Annotated in this window: 13 protein-coding genes; 4 read left to right on the top strand and 9 right to left on the bottom strand. The window is 34.5% G+C overall.

From position 1 onward, the window contains the following. The first annotated feature begins 540 nt into the window (after positions 1-540). Positions 541-1,140: a sterol desaturase family protein gene (locus SBO79_RS09400; RefSeq protein ID WP_318640164.1), complete on the top strand. Its 600-nt coding sequence runs from the start codon at positions 541-543 to the stop codon at positions 1,138-1,140. 220 nt (positions 1,141-1,360) lie between these two features. Here the strand turns inward: SBO79_RS09400 and SBO79_RS09395 are convergent, their stop codons facing one another. Next, complete coding sequence (locus SBO79_RS09395; RefSeq protein WP_318640163.1) at positions 1,361-1,957, bottom strand: hypothetical protein; 597 nt, start codon at positions 1,955-1,957, stop codon at positions 1,361-1,363. A gap of 694 nt (positions 1,958-2,651) precedes the next feature. On the opposite strand from SBO79_RS09395, the gene SBO79_RS09390 reads away from it, so the two are divergent. The 3 genes from SBO79_RS09390 (at position 2,652) to SBO79_RS09380 (ending at position 8,963) form a co-directional block, all read left to right on the top strand. Beyond that, complete coding sequence (locus tag SBO79_RS09390; protein ID WP_318640162.1) at positions 2,652-5,744, top strand: PAS domain-containing sensor histidine kinase; 3,093 nt, start codon at positions 2,652-2,654, stop codon at positions 5,742-5,744. A 104-nt stretch (positions 5,745-5,848) separates the two neighbouring features. Next, positions 5,849-6,259, top strand: a complete 411-nt coding sequence (locus tag SBO79_RS09385) for a response regulator (protein ID WP_318640161.1) — start codon at positions 5,849-5,851, stop codon at positions 6,257-6,259. Positions 6,260-6,716: 457 nt separating this feature from the next. Then, complete coding sequence (locus tag SBO79_RS09380; protein ID WP_318640160.1) at positions 6,717-8,963, top strand: inorganic phosphate transporter; 2,247 nt, start codon at positions 6,717-6,719, stop codon at positions 8,961-8,963. Between the two features lie 474 nt (positions 8,964-9,437). On the opposite strand, the gene SBO79_RS09375 is transcribed toward SBO79_RS09380, so the two are convergent. From SBO79_RS09375 to xseA, 8 genes are all read right to left on the bottom strand, one after another. Continuing rightward, entirely contained in the window at positions 9,438-11,897 is a 2,460-nt protein-coding gene (locus SBO79_RS09375; protein ID WP_318640159.1) for a multicopper oxidase domain-containing protein, read from the bottom strand. Next, a complete protein-coding gene (locus SBO79_RS09370; RefSeq protein ID WP_318640158.1) occupies positions 11,887-12,369 on the bottom strand; it encodes a DUF305 domain-containing protein in 483 nt (160 codons plus the stop codon). Before SBO79_RS09370 ends, SBO79_RS09375 begins: the two co-directional genes overlap by 11 nt. Before the next feature lie 140 nt (positions 12,370-12,509). Next, positions 12,510-13,361, bottom strand: a complete 852-nt coding sequence (locus SBO79_RS09365) for a DUF3347 domain-containing protein (RefSeq protein ID WP_318640157.1) — start codon at positions 13,359-13,361, stop codon at positions 12,510-12,512. Positions 13,362-13,551: 190 nt separating this feature from the next. After that, positions 13,552-13,881: a hypothetical protein gene (locus tag SBO79_RS09360; RefSeq protein ID WP_318640156.1), complete on the bottom strand. Its 330-nt coding sequence runs from the start codon at positions 13,879-13,881 to the stop codon at positions 13,552-13,554. A gap of 785 nt (positions 13,882-14,666) precedes the next feature. Then, positions 14,667-15,089: a BLUF domain-containing protein gene (locus SBO79_RS09355; RefSeq protein ID WP_318640155.1), complete on the bottom strand. Its 423-nt coding sequence runs from the start codon at positions 15,087-15,089 to the stop codon at positions 14,667-14,669. 218 nt (positions 15,090-15,307) lie between these two features. Further along, complete coding sequence (locus tag SBO79_RS09350) at positions 15,308-17,125, bottom strand: FAD/NAD(P)-binding protein (protein ID WP_318640154.1); 1,818 nt, start codon at positions 17,123-17,125, stop codon at positions 15,308-15,310. Positions 17,126-17,500: 375 nt separating this feature from the next. Continuing rightward, positions 17,501-17,698, bottom strand: coding sequence for an exodeoxyribonuclease VII small subunit (xseB, locus tag SBO79_RS09345; protein WP_318640153.1), 198 nt, complete (start codon positions 17,696-17,698; stop codon positions 17,501-17,503). Continuing rightward, positions 17,688-19,085 (bottom strand): exodeoxyribonuclease VII large subunit, encoded by a 1,398-nt coding sequence (xseA, locus tag SBO79_RS09340; RefSeq protein ID WP_318640152.1) that lies wholly within the window; start codon positions 19,083-19,085, stop codon positions 17,688-17,690. Before xseA ends, xseB begins: the two co-directional genes overlap by 11 nt. Between the last annotated feature and the right edge of the window lie 19 nt (positions 19,086-19,104).

The following is a 19,104-nucleotide window of genomic DNA, read 5'->3' as shown; positions in this document are numbered from 1 at the left end:
CAAACATTCCACTCCTCCGGAGGGGTGCCCGAAGGGCGGGGTGCATTTCGATCGCGATAGACAATAATTATCCGTTTCTATCGATACCTCCAGCTACGATAAAAAAGTCGAAGATCGTCAACCCTTTTTAGAATTTTTAGGCTTGAGGGTATATAGAATATCTGACGGTAGAATAAAACATCTTATATACTGTTATGGCAGATTTAGAGAAATATATTTGGAAATATCTCTACTAAATAATACTCGCAAACCATTCCCCTCCTCCGGAGGTGTGCCCGAAGGACGGGGTGGATTTCGATTGCCGATAAGTAAATCCACCAATTCAGCCAACAAGCACATCCTTTCTTTAATAGCCTAAAAATCAATTATTCTAGCAAGAATTTCTTATATTTAATTTTTAACAATTCTCGCACAATGCTGATTTTTTTAGAATACTTTTTGATTTTCTTCGCTGTTCTACTCCTTCGCTATTTTGCAACAGCAGGAACTTTCTAGGTATACTATTTTAAACTTCAAAAAAGTTCAGAATCGGCTAGAATTATGAGCCGAAGACCCGCAAACAGAAAGCAGATCAAAAAAGAAATTGCTTGGAGTGTCATTTCTTCTGTGATATTTGCTTTTGTTGGAACTATCACATATTTTTTGTGGAAAAATAATTTAACTGCCATTTACCTTGATCCTTCACACATTGGATATTGGTACTTGCCTGCAAGTCTCATGATAATGATGCTGATTCACGAAACCTATTATTACTGGCTACATAGGGCGATGCATATTCCACAAATCTACAAGAGAGCCCACAAAGTACACCATCAAAGTCTCAGTCCAAGTCCGTGGACCGCCTTCTCGTTTCATCCTTGGGAAAGTATTCTCGAAGCAGTGATTGTTCCTTTAATACTAATCTTTTTACCGGTCAATGTTTACGTGCTGCTATTTTATTTGATATTTATGACATTCAGCAGCGTGATCAACCACTTGGATATTGAAATTTATCCTGAATTTTTCAGAAAAAGTTGGATTGGAAAACTTTGTATCGATGCAACTCATCATCACTATCATCACAAAAAATTCATTACAAATTATGGCTTGCATTTTACTTTTTGGGATAGATGGATGGGAACAGAAAGTAAGAAGGTATAGGAGTCTTTTACAGATGATGTACAGTCAGCTCCCTCACCTTATCCCATATTTCAAAATCAAAAATAAAGTAGAATGTTTATTAAATTCTAGTTCTTTATTTTTCATCCGATTTTCGAAATAACAGCAGCAAAAAGATAAATTTTTGTTTGTAAAAACATATACAAATTTTCCTAAACCATTTTTTTTGGCTTCTACAATGCTAGAAAAGATCAAAAAAATATCAGTTCTTCTTAACCGTAAATCCCTTCATAACCTGAATTTCCTTGACCAAAGAAGTTATTGGTACCGCCTCTACTTTGTCGTTCCTTAGCAAGAAAATAACATCCTTCGTTTTGCCAATCATAATTCCTTTTTTGATTTCGTTGTCAGAAAAACGAACTTCAATTGGTGATTGCTTTACAATTTGATATTTTGAGACTGTTCCATAAATCTTGGCGGAAATATAAACATAAAATAGGATTAGAAATATATATGAGAATTTCATCAAATTTTGATACCATATCTTTTCGCCGAATCCAATATTTATCTTTTTATAAAATTCAGCGTGATTTTTTTTAAGATAATTGTCGAGCATATACAAAAGATATGGCACTACCATTGACAGCAAAGCAAAGACAACAATTCTATAATCTGAAAAAGGCGCAATCAAAAAGTCGAAAACATCGGCATAGTCAAATATGTTTATTCCAAATTCAGCAAACTTTTTATAATTAAACAGCATTCCTATTCCAACGGTTAAGGCGTAAAAGATAGTTGTAATGGTTTGAAATTCTCTTACTATGACTTCGTAAGTCTGATTAATGATGCCTTCCTTCATAAATTTGGATTTACTCGCAATTACTGTTTTTTTCAGGAAGCTAAGCTAGTACTTTTTACTTTAGATTTTAATAAATTAATTTCTATTTTATTACATTTTCTATTGCTTTTTGTGTTATTAAATACATTACCTGCAACTATTTCTATATAAACTAAATTTTGTTATTTAGTAGGTTTTTATGCGGCAGGGACAGGAGCGGCATCCTTTGCTGCCAATCTGGAAGTGGATAGATGGTGGAAGCGACGCAATTATCTTTAATGTGAACAAGTTGTAGCAGCAAAGATACAGTGGATGGCCCGGTTGTGGCTGTGAAGAATGAAACAGCCACAAGCCGCCCAAAATAAAAAAAATAAGAAAAGTTATATCTTTTATTGTATAATTCTCATTTGTAAACACAATTAAATGTAGGCTACAATTGATTGCATTTTAAAGGAAATAACACCTACAACATACTAATTTGTAATTCATTAGAGTTTTATCGGCTATAAGTTTTGGTAGTATTTCGTTGAAGCCACCTCGCTAAATATTAAAATGCCACGATTGGACCGGGATTTTGTAAGAAAAAAATTTATTATCTTGCTAGCTTTCTGACGGTTGTGCAAATTGCCTCATTTGACAATTAAGTTTTGAAAATTTGATAGCATGAAATTTCGGTTACTTGCCATTAAATAATTTATAATACAAAAGACCTACTTTGAATATTAGTAATCATAAAAGTGAGCAGCCTAGTAAGGCTAAACCTGCAACAGGCCAGCATCAGTATAAAAATTACAGAAAGAATTTTCCAGATGAGTACAATGTTGCCAATAGTGTCCTTGCAAATCTAAATCTACACGTAGCAGTTGTCGACGAGGAAGGAATTTTAGTTTCGGTGAATAAAACTGAGGATGAATTTGAGAAGCGCGACGGTGCTTTGCTCCTCTCCGATTCTTGGATTGGCAGCAATTATTTTGATGTTTGTAGAAATGCAATCATTTTAAATGATATTACTCTAGAATCTGTATTAGATAAAATTCTCGACGCCTTTAATACCTCACAGCCAAAGTTTGAATTAGAATACACTTGCCACTCTTTACAGGGTGATAAAACCTATCTCCTTTGTGTTTTTCGACTTTCTGAAGATGCGTCGAAACTCGTAATTACCCACCAAAACATTACAAAAAAAACTTTCGGGGACAAGTCGACTACTGAATTAGAAAATAAACTTGCGGAATTAACCACGATTGTCGATTCATCTTTAGATGTAATTTGTACAATAAACCGAGAAGGTAAATTTGTGACATTAAACTATGCAGTCGAAGATATTTTTGGCTATTTACGGTCGGATTTGATAGGTGTAGGTTTTATTGATTTCGTACATAAAGATGATGTAGAATTGACCATAAGCACTTTTAACCAAATTATCAATGGAGAGCAAATTACACTATTTGAAAATAGATGCTTAGCCAAAAATGGAAATGCTTTTCCTATATTATGGTCAATTAGATACAATGAAGGGCATAACTTAATGTACTGTGTGGGAAAAGATGTTACAGAAAGAAAAAGATTGGAGATGGCCTTGGAAAAGGAACGCAATCAATTCTACGATATTTTCCAAAAAGCACCCGCAGCAGTTGGACTTCTGAAAGGGCCAAATCATATTTTTGAAATGGCAAATCCATTTTATCTCAAGTTGATAAAGCGACAAAATATTATAGGGAAAACAGTATTCGAGGTTTTACCTGAAGTAATTGAACAAGGATTTGTAAAAATTCTTGACTCCGTTTTTGTCACAGGAAAGCCGTTTATTGGCGAAGAAATTCTGGTTCATCTTGATACTGCTAAAGATGGTAAACTAATCGATCATTACGTAAACTATGTTTATACAGCCTATCGCAACAGCAGCGGCGAAATAGATGGCATTATGTTTTTTATAAATGATGTAACCGAGCAAGTTGAATCTAGAAAACGAATTGAAGCGAGCGAGAAACAGTACCGTCTTATTTTAGAAACAGCTCAAGAAGGAATTTGGGTGCTCGATAAAAATAGCCGCACAACTTTTGTCAATAAGAAGATCTGCGAAATTTTGGGATTTACGGAAAAACAAATTTTTGGCAGAAAACATACTCACTTTATGAGTAATGAATCGAAAAAGAGAGCTGTATTGGCTTTGGAAAGTAGAAAAAAAGGAAAGTCCGAAAATTTTCAACTCACATTTGTCTCTAAGAAAGGAGAAGATATTCTTACCAATGTATCCGCCACACCAATTTTTGATCACGCAGGAAAATTTATGGGTTCACTAGGAATGCTTTCTAATATTACCGAAAAGAAGCATTTGGAAAATTTATTAGAGAAATCAAACCGACTGGCAAGAATTGGAAGTTGGGAAATTGACGTTGTTAATGGAACGGTTTTTTGGTCGGATATTACCAAAGAAATTAGAGAAGCAGAACCAGATTTTATTCCCGATCTTAAAACTGGTATTGGTTATTTTAAAGAAGGTGCGAATAAAAAAACAATTTCTCAGCGTGTTTTGCAATGTATAAAAGACGGAACACCTTGGGATGAAGAATTGCAATTAACCACCTTTAAAGGGAATCTAAAATGGGCTAGAACTATTGGCAATGCGGTTTTTATTAATGGGAAATGCAGTAAAATTTACGGCAGTTTTCAGGACATTACCGAGAGGAAAAATGCTATCGAAGAAGTAATGAGAAGTGAGGCAAGACTAAATATTGCACAACTGATGGCTCATGTTGGAAGTTGGGAAATAAATATAAGAAATAATGAGCAAACGTGGTCTGCCGAATTTTATAGAATTTTGGAGATCGACGAGAGTGTAAAACCATCGGTTGATGCATTTTTACGATTCGTGCATCGCGATGATCGGGCTCACGCTATTAAAATTATGGCCGATGCCTTTCCTAATCAAATAGATTCGTCATTTGATTTTCGGTTTACCAGAAAAGATGGTGAGTTGGGCTATGCCTTATCAGAATGGAAGTTTGAATTTGACAGTAATGGAAACCCTTTAAATATTTACGGAATTCTTCGAGATTTGACCAACGAGAAAAAGGCAGAAAATGAGCGGGCAAAAATGATATCTGATATCACCCAACGCAACAAAGATTTGGAACAATTCTCCTATATTATTTCGCACAATCTTCGAGCTCCCGTTGCAAATATTATCGGACTTGCCGAAGAATTAAAGGACGAAACTCACAACGATGAATTAAAATTAATGCTAACCGAAGCACTCAGTAGTGACGTGAAGCGATTAGAAAATGTAATTGTCGATTTAAATTCTATTCTGCAAACCAAACGGGAGATCAATGAGCGAAAAGAAACGGTGAATTTTTATGATTTAGTACATAATATTAAACTAAGTATCAACGACTTGATCGAAGAAAGAGGCGTCGTTATTACTACCGATTTCTCGCAGATGGAAGAAGCTATTATAATCAAAAGTTATATCCACAGTATATTTTATAATCTGATATCCAACAGCATTAAATACCGACAAAATGACTGCGATGCGCAAATAAGTATAAGTGCCGACACCTCTCGAGGCTATCTTGTCTTAGTTTTTAAAGATAATGGAAGAGGTATTGACTTAAAAGCCAAAGGTGACCAAGTTTTTGGTCTTTACAAACGATTTCATACCGATACAGAGGGCAAAGGTATGGGATTGTATATGGTTAAAACTCAGATAGAATCCCTAGGCGGTAGAATTTCCATCCAAAGTGAAGTAGATTTAGGAACTACCTTTACTATCGAGTTTGAAAATATTGTATGTTTTAGAGAATGATTTTGTAAAAACAACTCGGTTCAAAATCCACGATTTAAAAATATTTATAATCATACACCAATTCCGATCAACGTTCAAAAAAAATAGTATAAAATCAATATCTTATGAAAATACCGCAGCGTTTTATGGTTGTTGATGATGATGCAACGAGCAATATGATTTGCGAATTTGCGTTGCGCAGATTTTCGCCAAACACCGAAATTAAAACTTTTAGCAATCCCGAAACTGCACTCAAATTTATAGAGCAGTCCTACGCCGATCAAAATACCTGCAAATCAACAGTGTTATTTTTGGATATTAATATGCCAATTTTGAATGCTTGGGATTTTTTGGATATTTTTAAAAATTTCCCGGCACATTTAATCGAGAATTTTGTAATTTATGTTCTCACTTCATCCATTGATTCTCGTGATAAAGAGAAGGCCGACCTTAATCCTCTCGTGAGTGGATCGCTGTGCAAACCCTTATCTACAAACCTTGTTCGCACAATCTTTGAGAGTGATTTACATCATTAAGCAATTGTGGAAGGCAAATTCGGTCCTGACAAAATTTGATTTTTTATAGAATATCCTCGTTAGTAATATGGCAGCTGCTGCTGGAGCGTTCCTACCAGCAGCACCGCGCTGTCCACTGTATCTTTGCTGCCTTCAATTCTCCTTTGCAAAAGACAGTATCGATTATCCATTTTTCATAACATATACTTTTTAGCAGCAAAGGATGCCGCTCCCATCGCTGCCGCAAGATCTCGTAAATCAGCCAAAATATACAATCACTAGACCATATTCTGCCATTTCCGCTCTTGCAAATAATTCTACAATACATAACAATTCATAAAATAAGCAGCTTCCCAAGTAAAATCGCGAAGAACCATTTTACTCTTCGAAACATCAAATACATCTTTTAATAACATTAAGGTAACATAAACCTCAATTTGTTATAAGACTTTTGTACAAAATTAAACCTCATTAAAAAATGGAGCAGATTTATGTGATTATGTTGATTGCGCTGGGAATTTTGGCGATCATCGATCTGATGGTTGGCGTGAGCAATGACGCCGTAAACTTTTTGAATTCTGCAATAGGATCAAAAGCTATTTCATTTAAAACTACAATGATTGTAGCAAGCGCCGGAGTGCTCATTGGAGCTATGTTTTCCAGTGGAATGATGGAAATTGCGCGAAGCGGAATTTTTGTTCCCAGTATGTTTAGCTTTAACGATGTGATGATCATCTTTCTAGCAGTAATGATTACCGATATCTTACTACTCGATGTTTTTAACTCCCTAGGCCTTCCAACTTCCACGACAGTTTCTATTATATTCGAACTTTTGGGAGCGGCAGTATGTCTTGCACTCTATAACATTTATATAACAAATGATTCTTTCAGTACCTTGGGAGCCTATATAAATACAGAAAAAGCCTCGGCAATTGTATATAGTATTCTGCTTTCGGTACTCTTATCATTTGCAGTAGGTAGCTTGGTGCAATATATTTCAAGATTAATTTTTACTTTCCACTACGAGAAAAAGTTGAAATATTTTGGAGCTATTTTCGGTGGAGTAGCCATTTCGGCAATTACATTTTTTATTTTAATAAAGGGTTTAAAGGGTGTTTCATTTATTTCTAAGGAGCAATTTGTTTGGATTGACAAACATCAGTTTCTACTCTTAGGAGGTAATTTTGTGTTTTTTACAGTTCTTTCGCAAATTCTTATAAGTTACTTTAAAATTAACATACTTAGAGTAATTATAATTATCGGAACTTTTGCACTCGCTCTAGCCTTTGCTGGTAATGACTTGGTGAATTTTATTGGAGTACCAATTGCAGCATTCAACTCTTACGAGATTTTTAATGGAAGTGGCGTTTCTGGCGATACCTTTATGATGGGCGCCTTGGCAAACGACGATATTGTTGCCCCATTCTACTTTTTATTATTAGCGGGCGTTATTATGGTTATCACACTTTGGACTTCAAAGAAGGCCAAGAGCGTTATCGAAACTGGTGTAAATTTATCAAGACAAGGTGATGGTGTAGAGAAGTTTTCGCCAAACAACGCCTCGAGGATTATTGTTAGATTTGGAGTTTATATTGGCGAAGGAATCAATTTCTTCTTGCCTAAAAAGTTACAGATTAAAATTGACCGCCGCTTTGAAAGCGTTGTAAAATCTACAAAAAAATCTGTCGATGAACCCGCTTTTGATATGGTTCGTGCTTCTGTAAACCTGATGGTCGCTAGTATATTGATTGCCATTGGAACATCTCTAAAATTGCCTTTATCTACAACCTATGTTACCTTTATGGTTGCAATGGGAACATCATTCGCAGACAGAGCGTGGGATCGAGAAAGTGCTGTATACAGAATTGCTGGAGTTTTTAAAGTTATTGGAGGTTGGTTTTTTACTGCGATTGTCGCCTTTGTACTTGCATTAATTATCGCCTACATTCTTAAGGTAGGAGAAGTTTTTGCTTTCGTAGGATTGCTTCTAATGCTCGCAATTATGCTCTACAGAAGTTCGCGCAAGCATAAAGAAAAAGTTGCAATCGAGGAACAAACGAAAATTTTGAATAAGGAAGATATCGGTACGGTCAACGAAATGATCACTGAAAGCTCAGCTCAGATTTCAAAAGTATTCAAGAAAACTAGCGCCCTATATTCAAATGTGATTGATAATCTTAGCTTGCACGATCTACCTAAACTAAAACAGAATAAGAAAGATCAGAAGAAATTAGAGAAAGAAATTGATGAACTTAAAAGCAATGTTTTCTATTTCATCAAAAATCTTGACGATAATTCAGTAGAAGCTAGTAAATTTTACATATTAATTCTTGGCTATCTGCAAGACATGGTTCAGTCTATTGATTTTCTTACGGCCACCAGTTATTCTCACGTGAATAACAATCACAAGCCATTAAAGTTTAATCAGATTAGAGATCTGAAAAAGGTAGATCTGCAAGTGCAACACTTATTACAGTTGATGGAAGACAGTTTTAAAACGGAAGATTTTCATAAAATTGATCTTATCCTAAACGACAAACAAGTACTTTTGGATACCGTTTCTGAATTAATTTCGAAACAAATCACTCGAATTAGAACTACAGAAACAAGTCCAAAAAATAGCAAACTATATTTTGCTTTGCTATTAGAGACAAACGATTTAGTTAAGTCAATTATGAACTTATTAGAGCTCTTTAAAGAGTTTAATGGACTCAATAAAAAGTAAGATCTTGATTATACTAAGAAACAAAAGCCTGATTCATAATTTGAATCAGGCTTTTGTTTTGGTAATAATACCATAGATTTCAGTTACGTAACTGCACTTATTACTTTATACCCAACTGATTTATATCAATTTGAATTAAGCTATTTCTGCCGTTTAATACAAAATATTATCTACGATAAAGGCATTTGTAAGAGCGTCAATTTGGGCAATTTGGACAATTTGGGCAATTTGCGTTCCCGTATCATCAATTCTTTTGATCACGATATGAGAGAATCATTTTTCATTTACAAAAATAAAAAAGCCTGACGTACAAAAGTCAGGCTTCTAATTTAAATGCTTTTTATTTGTATGCCAGTGTGGTTAGGCGACATTAGATCAGATAAGTTAAGCGAAATTTTCCACTTATAAAACTATCTTTCGCTTGATAACAAAAGTGTCGAGTTAAGATTTTAGGCTTTATAGACCTCAATTGAATTAGTAATTAATTGTCGCTCCAAAACCAAGTCCCATATCGCTGTCATAATGTGTAGAAAGTCCCAGGTTGCGAGTTAAAATGTATTTAAGTCCGGTCATATATTCCTTATCTGTATTTACCATAAAGGCCAAACGCAGTCTAGGAGTTACTGGTATATCCTCTCGCTTTAATTGAAAACGCACCTTGCCATCAGTAAAAATTTCTGTTTGTAAGATTACTAACATCGGTAGTGTATATTCGGCTCCAATGCTAAAAACCGCTCTACGTTCTTTTGTAGATTCCTGTCCAAAAATATTTTTCTCTATTTCGTCTCCCATCTTCCGATATCTCCAATCAAATCCTATAAACGGCATTAGCCATTGATTCTTGCCTATATACCGGCCGATGTGCGTTTCCGTTTCGTAACCGTGCTCATCTTTATATCCCAACCGCCACTCAGTTTCTATACTCCATCGCGTATTTTGAAACAAAATTTTTCCGTCATTCCCATTTGTGGCAAAATCATTTTCAGCCATCAAATTCATCATATTGCTTTCGGTTTGAAGCATTTTGTATGATGCTACTTTGTCTGGTAAATAAGGATTAGGCTGTTGTTTATCGTAAGCAAAAACACGATTCATTCCTGCCATCATGTGATAAAGAATATGACAATGAAAAAACCAATCACCTTCATTATTAGCAAGAAATTCAATGGTATTTGTCTCCATCGGCATGATATCCAACACATTCTTAAGTGGAGAATAGTCCCCTTCCCCATTTAAAACTCTAAAATCGTGTCCATGCAAGTGCATCGGGTGACGCATCATCGAATTGTTGTACAACCTTATTCGCACTATTTCTCCTTTTTTAATCAAGATTTTATCCACTTCAGATAGTACTTTATTATCCATACTCCAGACGTATCGATTCATATTTCCTGTAAGCTCAAATGTCATTTCGCGTACTACTGCATTTTTTGGCAGTGTTGTTGGCGTGGGAGATTTTAACATTCCATAATTTAATGTTACTAAATCTGAACTCGTATTTAGTTCATGTCCAGAATGATCCATTTTTGAATCCATATCCATCTTATGACCGGAGTGATCTTCATATTTGTTTTCAGATTTCTTATCCATTTTATTTCCAGAGTGATCCATTATTGAATCCACATCCATCTTATGATCGGAGTGATCTTCCTCTTTCTTTTCAGACTTCATATCCATTTCATGTCCAGAATGATCTATTTTTGAATCCATATCCATCTTATGACCGGAGTGATCTTCATCTTTCTTTTCAGACTTCATATCGATGTTATGGTCGGAGTGATCAATTTTTGAATTGCCGCTTACTTCTGGATACATTACAGTGTTCATATCCATCTTTTGATACGACATCTCCATTCCCATGTCGTCCATACTACCATCCATTTTCATCATATCATTCATCATTTTCATTCCCTCGAAGTATTTGAGTTTGGGAAGTCTTGATTTAAGCTGAATTATTCCCTTTCCGAAATACATTGAAGCAGAACTTGTACGATCTTCGGGAGTTGCTAGAAATTCATAAGCTGTTCCATCCGCCGGAATCGTAATTACAATATCGTAGGTTTCAGAAACTCCTATTATGAGTCTATCCACTTCAATAGGCTCTACATCATTTCCGTCATTGGCTACGACGGTTATTTTGCCCCCAGCATAAGTTAGCCAGAAATACGAAGAAGCACCACCATTGGCAATACGTAAACGTACTTTATCGCCGGCCGAAAATTGTGGAAAATGAATTTCATTTTTTCCATTAATCAAAAATTTATCATAATAAACATCGCTTACATCCATCGCCAACATTCGCTTCCACTCGTTGCCGACTTTGGTTTTAAAATGTCCTGCGGCAATTGCTTCTGAGTAACTTTGCACAGTTCCCTTCTTGATGGCAGGCCAATCATTGGCATTGCGAAGCATTCTTTGCACATTTTCTGGTTTAATATCAGTCCATTCACTTAGAATAATTGGAACAGATGGCAAATCATCAATACCTTGTCTAAAAGTGGAATCATCTTTCCTTTTCAGCATTATTAAAGATCCATACATACCAATCTGCTCCTGAAAGCCACTATGACTATGATACCAATGTGTCCCATTTTGAATGACTGGAAATTTGTAGGTAAAAGATTCGCCTGGCATAATCGGCATTTGTGTTAAATGTGGGACCCCATCTTCTTTGTTAGGAAGGTATATTCCGTGCCAGTGCAAAGAAGTACTTTCTTTTGACTTGTTGTGAACCACGATTTCGGCTATATCCCCTTCGGTAAAAGTTAAAGTCGGCATGGGAATCTGCCCATTTACGGCAATTCCTCTCTTTTCTTTTCCAGAAAAATTGACCAAAGTATCGGTGACAGTCAGTTCATATTTTACATTATTTTGTGCCCTACTCTGCAAAAAGCTCAAAAGCATTAACAACAAAATTATTAGCTTACTTTTCATTTTCTAGTCTATTTATCATTAGTTTCATCTCTTCAATCTCTTTTTTTTGCGCTTCGATAATGGTATTTGCTAGCTTTTTAACTTCTTCATCTTGAATATCAGCTCGCTCACTGGTCAGTATTGCAATTGAGTGGTGAGGAATCATTGCTCTTAACCACAGGATATCACCAACTATAGGTTTCTGTGCTCTAACTAATATCAAAGCCGAAGAAAAAAGCAGAATGCTACCGATAACGATTGCAATATTCTTCTTTTTGTCTTTATACATTCCCAACATAAACAGCAACATAATAATTGCCATTGCTGATATACCCATACACGTCATATAAAATCTAGTGAGACTGAAATATACGTGATCTATTGAGTAGGTATTTAGATACATTGTGATATACATTGCAATAAATGAACATCCTAACATCAAAAAGAACTTGGAGTAAAGACTACTTTGTGTTTTTGTATGTGTATTATTCATAATAATATTTCATTTAGGTGATTATTAAATCAATTGAATGCCGCTAAAATCTCCAAAAAATTCCTCAGACGAAATACTTTTGATTTTAGAAAGCTTTAAAAAAAATCCCACCGCGCTAGGCAATGGGAATTCAATTAAAATTATTTGATAGTTTCCACAGTCTTTCCACAGCTCAACATCTTTGATCCGTAGTAAGGGTTTTTTACTTGGCTTTCTTTACTCAACCAATTGGCACCTTTCCCATCATTTGCCATCGGACAAAATTGATAATATACAGCAGTGTCTAGATTAGATACTTTCATCAACGAATAGATATTGTCTGAAAGCGAGCTAAATTCCGAACGTTGTTTTGCCAGATCTTTGTTAGAAGCGATGTTTTTTGCATTTGCTTTGATTTTGTCCACAACTTTCATCCAAACAGTATGGACATCCTTTTGAAGTTGTGACATCTTAACTTTTTCAATAGAACTAGCTAAAGTTGAAGCTTTATTTGTTGCTAATTCAGAATTTGAATTTACTAGCGCATCTTTAAGTTCAAAGTAATTATTATAAACCACTTCCAAAGCAGACAAATTATTAACAGCTTTTTTCTTAGATTGCCCGTGCGTACTATGTTCAGATTTTAATTCTTCCTTTATTGTGGCAACTTTTGCAGTACGATCATATTGGCAACAACCGTGTAAATTGCCGTAGATATCATCCGGCGCCAGAAAAGTTTCATTATCATAGCCTGCAAGGGCAATTCTTTTAAGAATCTCATTTTTACTTGTCTTTTCGCTATCGTACGTTATCGTTGCGAGTTTAGTGTTTTTGTCCCAATCTACCTTGGCTAATTTTTTAAAATTTCCTGCAGTTTCTATCGTATTCTTGCACATTCCGCAGTTTCCGTAGATTGTTACTACTTCGGTTTTTGCATTTTTAAATTGTGCATTTGCGCTGACTGTAAACGCCAATAGCGCAGTCATCATTAATTTTATAGATAATGTTTTCATTTTCTTGAATGGATTTATAATCAAAGTCATAACTTCGATTCTTGTAAATAATAATATTGAAAGTAATATTGCTGTAAAAAATAGTTTGTAATATTTGAAAGAAATTATAATATTCTTTCTAAATAATAACTTAAAACTAGACATTTACGCTGAAGAAAATTGATAGAGCTATGGCTATCAAAAGAAGATTTTAGCCTATTTTTGGAATAAGCCAAAGGTCTAAGAAACCATCAGAAATGGCTCTTGAAACATAATTAAATTGGGATTTACTATCCAAAAAATAATTGGATGATGCGTCATTTATAATAGCTCCTGATACTAAATTGAATGCACTTGAAAGAGATGTTGCTGCACAAGTACAACAAGATTTTTCACAGTCACCAGAACATTCTTTATCATTTCCAGAAGAAACACTCTTATTATGACAGCAACTTTTATGCTGCTCATTTTGGATATGCGAATGTTCTTTATTTACTATTTTGTCTGCTGCATCATCACATGCCATAACAGTATTCGGCATTAAATAAATACTGAGTAAGAGGACAATAAGTAAATGAAATCGTTTCATAGTTCATAAAGAATGAAACAAAAATAATGAAGTGAAATTAGAGTTTTTGCAATTTGTTGTTAAAATGATTATCTCTATAGCATCCTCAAAATTTAATATACAACTTTTAAAGTATTAAAAGCTAAAATTTTTGGTGTCTAAATATTATGCACTAGGACTTTACAATCAGAAAAATTGCTAGTAAATATCTTCTGAAATGTAGGTTCCTCTCGATTCAGTATACGAAATAGGAAGCTTATACCTATTATAATTAGCAACACAGCTACCACGGTGATTGTGGTTTTATAGCAAAACTCTATTGAAACCATAAAAAACGGCTATTTGTAAATCAAAAAAAGTAGTATAATTCAAAAAAATATGGAGGATAGAAAGAAAAAATTGTTCGATGCTTGGATTATTGCCGTGTGACTGATTCCCCTTTAACTATGGAGACGTAGGCTTTTTGTGTATGCCCGAACGGGTGGAAAGGACATACGCCGTTACAGCTACTTCGACAACCTGACTACCCGTGACCTTCGTTGCAACAAGCATCAGAACAATTTTATTTATTAAAATCTTAAAAACTTAAATTACTTACATTCAATTATTACTTCGCTGATTATTTAATTAAAAGCTTTAGTCTGATAAATTTATAAACTATTGAAGTACATTTCATTATGAAATTTTAAGCTGTATTTACAAAATTTAAAGATGATGAAAAAAAATTTTATTTTCAAATGACTCGCGCGAATAGTTACTTACCTGTTCAAGGTTTTTCCACGTAAAACTTTACCAATTTCTGCCCAAAAACTTAATGAAGAGCTTGTAGATTTTTCAGAGTAATCCGATAAAAGCAGAATATTCTCGACAAATAATTTAGCATTTTGGTCTGATGGCCGGTAAAATGCCATGTTCCATTCTTGAAACGATCTGGTATTTATCTGATTTTCCCATAGTAATTTGATAGAATGATGTCTTCCATCTTCTTTTATTTTATCGTAAATTTTAAGAACATCCTCTTCTTCTCCCTCGAGAATTTGAATAAAATTTTCATTGTGGTACACTAAACAGCCAGATATATCATTCTGGAAGTTTATAGATTTTGCAGTCTCAAGAATATTTTCAAGATCCTCAACAATTAATCCTTCTTTGGAAATTGAACTATAAGTTAATTGATACATAAGTAAAATGTAATATAAAATTCAAAAAAACTGTTATCAGAAAGTCTTTTTAAAAAAAATCAAATTTAAAACGCGGCAAATTTAAGAATATCTAGATTATTTTGAGCAAAAAAAACGATTGGAAAATTTACTTATATTTAGGAAAATATTTAATAAGAGGTACTCGATTATTTCCTAAAACCATTTAATTAATTCATTTAGAAGTTATTATAATAATATTAAAGCTCGTCATTGGTTTCGTACAGCTTGGTAATATCTTCTATATCAGCGCTGACATTTTTACCATCTAAAATCTCCAACAATAACGATTCGACCAAAATTAAACTTGTCGCGCTGCAAGCTTGCAAACCATAGGAATAGGGACGTAAACCGTTGGTGTGATTGAAGTTTATATCAAATAAAAAATTATTTGGAGTACCATTTTTATTTATTGTGCGGTAACTTGAGTCGATATCTATACCCGAAAGTTTTAATAATATATTGTCAGACGTTTCTAGAATTTCGCCCTCTCTGATTTGCTTAGCATATTTGTCCAAAGTTTCTGGTTCCGAAAACGGAGCGGTTGCACTTCGCACCACACCTTGATCTACCAAAGATTTAAAACGATAGTCTTTGATTTCTAATTTCGTAGATCCGCTGCAGTTCACAAATAATTGATATTCGATGTCCTGCCTACTACCATCTGGTTTTTCTACAACAATCTTAGTGCTGCCATTCTCAAAAGCGTCTTTGGGAAAGGTAACTTTTCCTGAAATCAACTCTATACAATCTGCATCATAAAGAGCTAACAGTATTTCTGCAGACTGTAAAGGCAAAGCTGCAATGACGTTCATTAAAAAAGAGGTGATTTCTTTATGAAAAAATAAGTGGTCTTCTGCAGAAAGTAATTCGGCGTGGTAATTTAGACTGTACATTAAATCGTCTAAAGTCTCCATCCAATAAATTGGAATTTTATTATAAACAGAGTTTTTTGCCACCGTCATTTCTAATTTCATTCCTTCAAAAGAATCTACATATTTGTGTTTTTCAGACATTAGTTTGACCAAATCTTTAAAACTAAAATTTGGCTTTTGAAGTTTTTCTACCACCTCATACAATTTATCTCGGCCAAAAGCTTTGAGTAAGGCTGGACGGCAGAGCGTATCAAAATAATTTTCAATACACAAAAAACCTTGATCGTTAATTAGATTTAATAACTCATCGCGGTCAAAATGGCGATAAATCTCCCGAATTGGCTTCAGCTGTTCGTACTGCAAATGAGGCAGCCACCCCGCCGAAGAATGCAAAACAATTTTAAAATCAGGATTGCTTTCCTTTTTGATATAAGTTAATTTTTTACCAACCTTGGCAAAAACTCCATGTCGGTGCGATAAAGAAGTAACTACATCAAAAGCACTTAACGATGCACCTAAGGTGCCGATTGGAAAATTGTAAGTTTGATCATCCGCCGGAATTAGCTTATGAATCGGCCATGGCGACGCATAATAACCACATTCCGGTTTGTCAATTTCCTTCCATTCATGACCATTGGCAACTATAACGGTCGAAAATTGATGTGATTTATGATTACAATCTGTAATTATCAAGCTCGATTCTTTTTCCTGTGAAATATCAAAAACTTCGCACTTAAGCTGCTGAATCACTTTAATACCGTACGATTCTAAACACGAAATCAACTGCTGAAACTGCTCAGCAAAGTAATGTCCCAACGCAATTCGACTATAAACTTCCGAATCGTCAATAGCGGTTTCGTAAGTATTAAATTTTTGTAATTCACTTTGAGGTTGTTTCCGAAGCCAATCGGCAAATGACTCTTGCAACATCGGAATTTCTTCTGAAGAAATATTGGCAAGATTGTAAATATCTGTAGTTTTAGGATGGTATGGCATGCCCATTCCCAAAACTTCTTCTTTTTCAAAAACGGTCACTTTTTCAATTTGATCCCGAAAAATATCGATTGAATCACAGATATATTTTAGCAGATAAATTGCAGTTGGACCACTTCCGACAATGGCAAGGTTGGATAAGTTTGTCATATAGTTTAAAATTGGAATAAGACAATAATTCCAACAAATCTACCACGATAAATCTTTAAAATACTTTATGTAAAACCAACAAATATTATATAATTAGGGGATTATATCTTTTGAGCGGCTTGTGGCTGTTACATTCTTCACAGCCCCAATACATAAACTGTATCTCAGCTGCAACGTCGACAACTTTTCGTAAGAAATTTTATTCATTAATTACCTGCAATTAATAATCAATTTGCAGAAAAGGATGTGCTTTGCTAATTCGTTTTGCTTGGGTCACTCATGTCCCTGCCGCATGACTCCGGAAGTAAAATAATTTTGAAATGAAACAATCAAAAACATATTTACGCATACATATACCTGTATACAAATGCATTTTTAAGCTTCCAATTCTTTTAGTATCTTATTTACATCTTCTTCAGTGGAAGTTAGTTTAGCTTTGCAAATCTTGATCAATTCTGAAGCTCTTTTTACTTTATCAGAAAGTAAATCTACCGAAATTTCGCCTTCTTCAATTTCCGAAACAATTTGCTTTAATTCTTCAAAAGCATCCTCGTAATTAGTTTTACTTTGCATCGCCTAAATTTTTTATTGTACTTGTTATTTTTCCTTGATATACTTGGGTTTCTATCTCTTGTCCTCTCTCTACTTGCGCAATATCTGTAACTGCCTTTCCATTAATTCTGGTAATGCTAAATCCTCTTTTTAAAATATTAATTGGATCTAAATTTTTTAAATTTTTTTCTAAATTTTCTAACTGTAAAACTTCTTGTTTGGCTCGCAGTTTCGACTGATAATACAGACTATCTTGCCACTGTTTCAATAAAATCGCACCTTGTCTAATCTGTAAGAGTGATAGTTTGGAAATCTGTTCATTAAATCCGTTCATCAAGGTCAAATTGGATTTAATCATAAATTGCGACTGTTGGACTAGTACCATTGTCGACTGGTCTATTGCATTACGATTTCTTTGTAAGATTGTCTCACTTACAGACCTAAACAACTTTACTTCCGATTGTAGCTTTGTTTTCTCATCGCTAATTAGTCGGTTTGATTTATCGATAATTAAATCTCGTGCTTTTTGCAGCGGCACCGAAAAATTATGAAATTTCTGAATCAGAAATTCGGCAATCTTTGTTGGTGTAATTGCATTTTGGTATGAAACCATTTCGCACACCGTCTCATTTGTCGCATGACCAATTCCGGTAATTACTGGAATCGGAAATAATGCAACCGCTTTTGACAATTCGTAATTATTATAACAAGATAGTCCAACATCTCCACCACCACCTCGAATTATTGCTACCACATCAAAATGCTCACAAACTCTTTCGATTCTCTTTAATTGCGAGATAATGCCTATCACTGCTTTTTCTCCCTGAAGAATTGACGGAAATAAATAGTGGAAAAATTTATAACCCCAAGGATTGTGATCTAATACTTGGGCAAAATCAACAAATCCTTTGCTGGTTGCTACCGAAATTACGGCAATTCTCTGAGGAAGCAACGGTAATTCTCGAGTTTTATTGAGAGAAAAAATCGCTTCAGATTGTAATTGAATAATTGTATTTTGTTTCTCCTTTTGCAAATCACCTAAGGTGTAACTCGGATCAATATCCAATATTTGCAACGAAATCCCATAGACAGGATCAAAACCCAACCTTGCCAGAAATAATATTTTAATGCCGTCCTTAAGTGGCTCTTTTAACGTTTTTAAAAAGTTATTATTAATATTTTGATAATCATCACGCCAAAGATTCGATCTGATTTGTGCAATGATTTTCCCATCTTTCTTTTCTATCAACTCTGGATAGCAATGCCCCGAATGACTGTAATGGTTTAGCTTATTCATCTCCGCCTTTACCCAAAAAGTACTCTTATATCTTTCGGATATAGTTTTCTGCACACTTTTCGAGACTTCGAGTAGTGTGAAGACTTTGCGATCGTTTGCTATTTCAGACATTTACTTTTAGCTTAGATTT

Origin of the sequence: Flavobacterium ardleyense (assembly GCF_033547075.1) — a bacterium.
GTDB lineage: Bacteria > Bacteroidota > Bacteroidia > Flavobacteriales > Flavobacteriaceae > Flavobacterium > Flavobacterium ardleyense_A.
The sequence above is the reverse complement of the archived record's forward strand: the minus strand, read 5'-3'. Positions and strand labels throughout refer to the sequence as shown.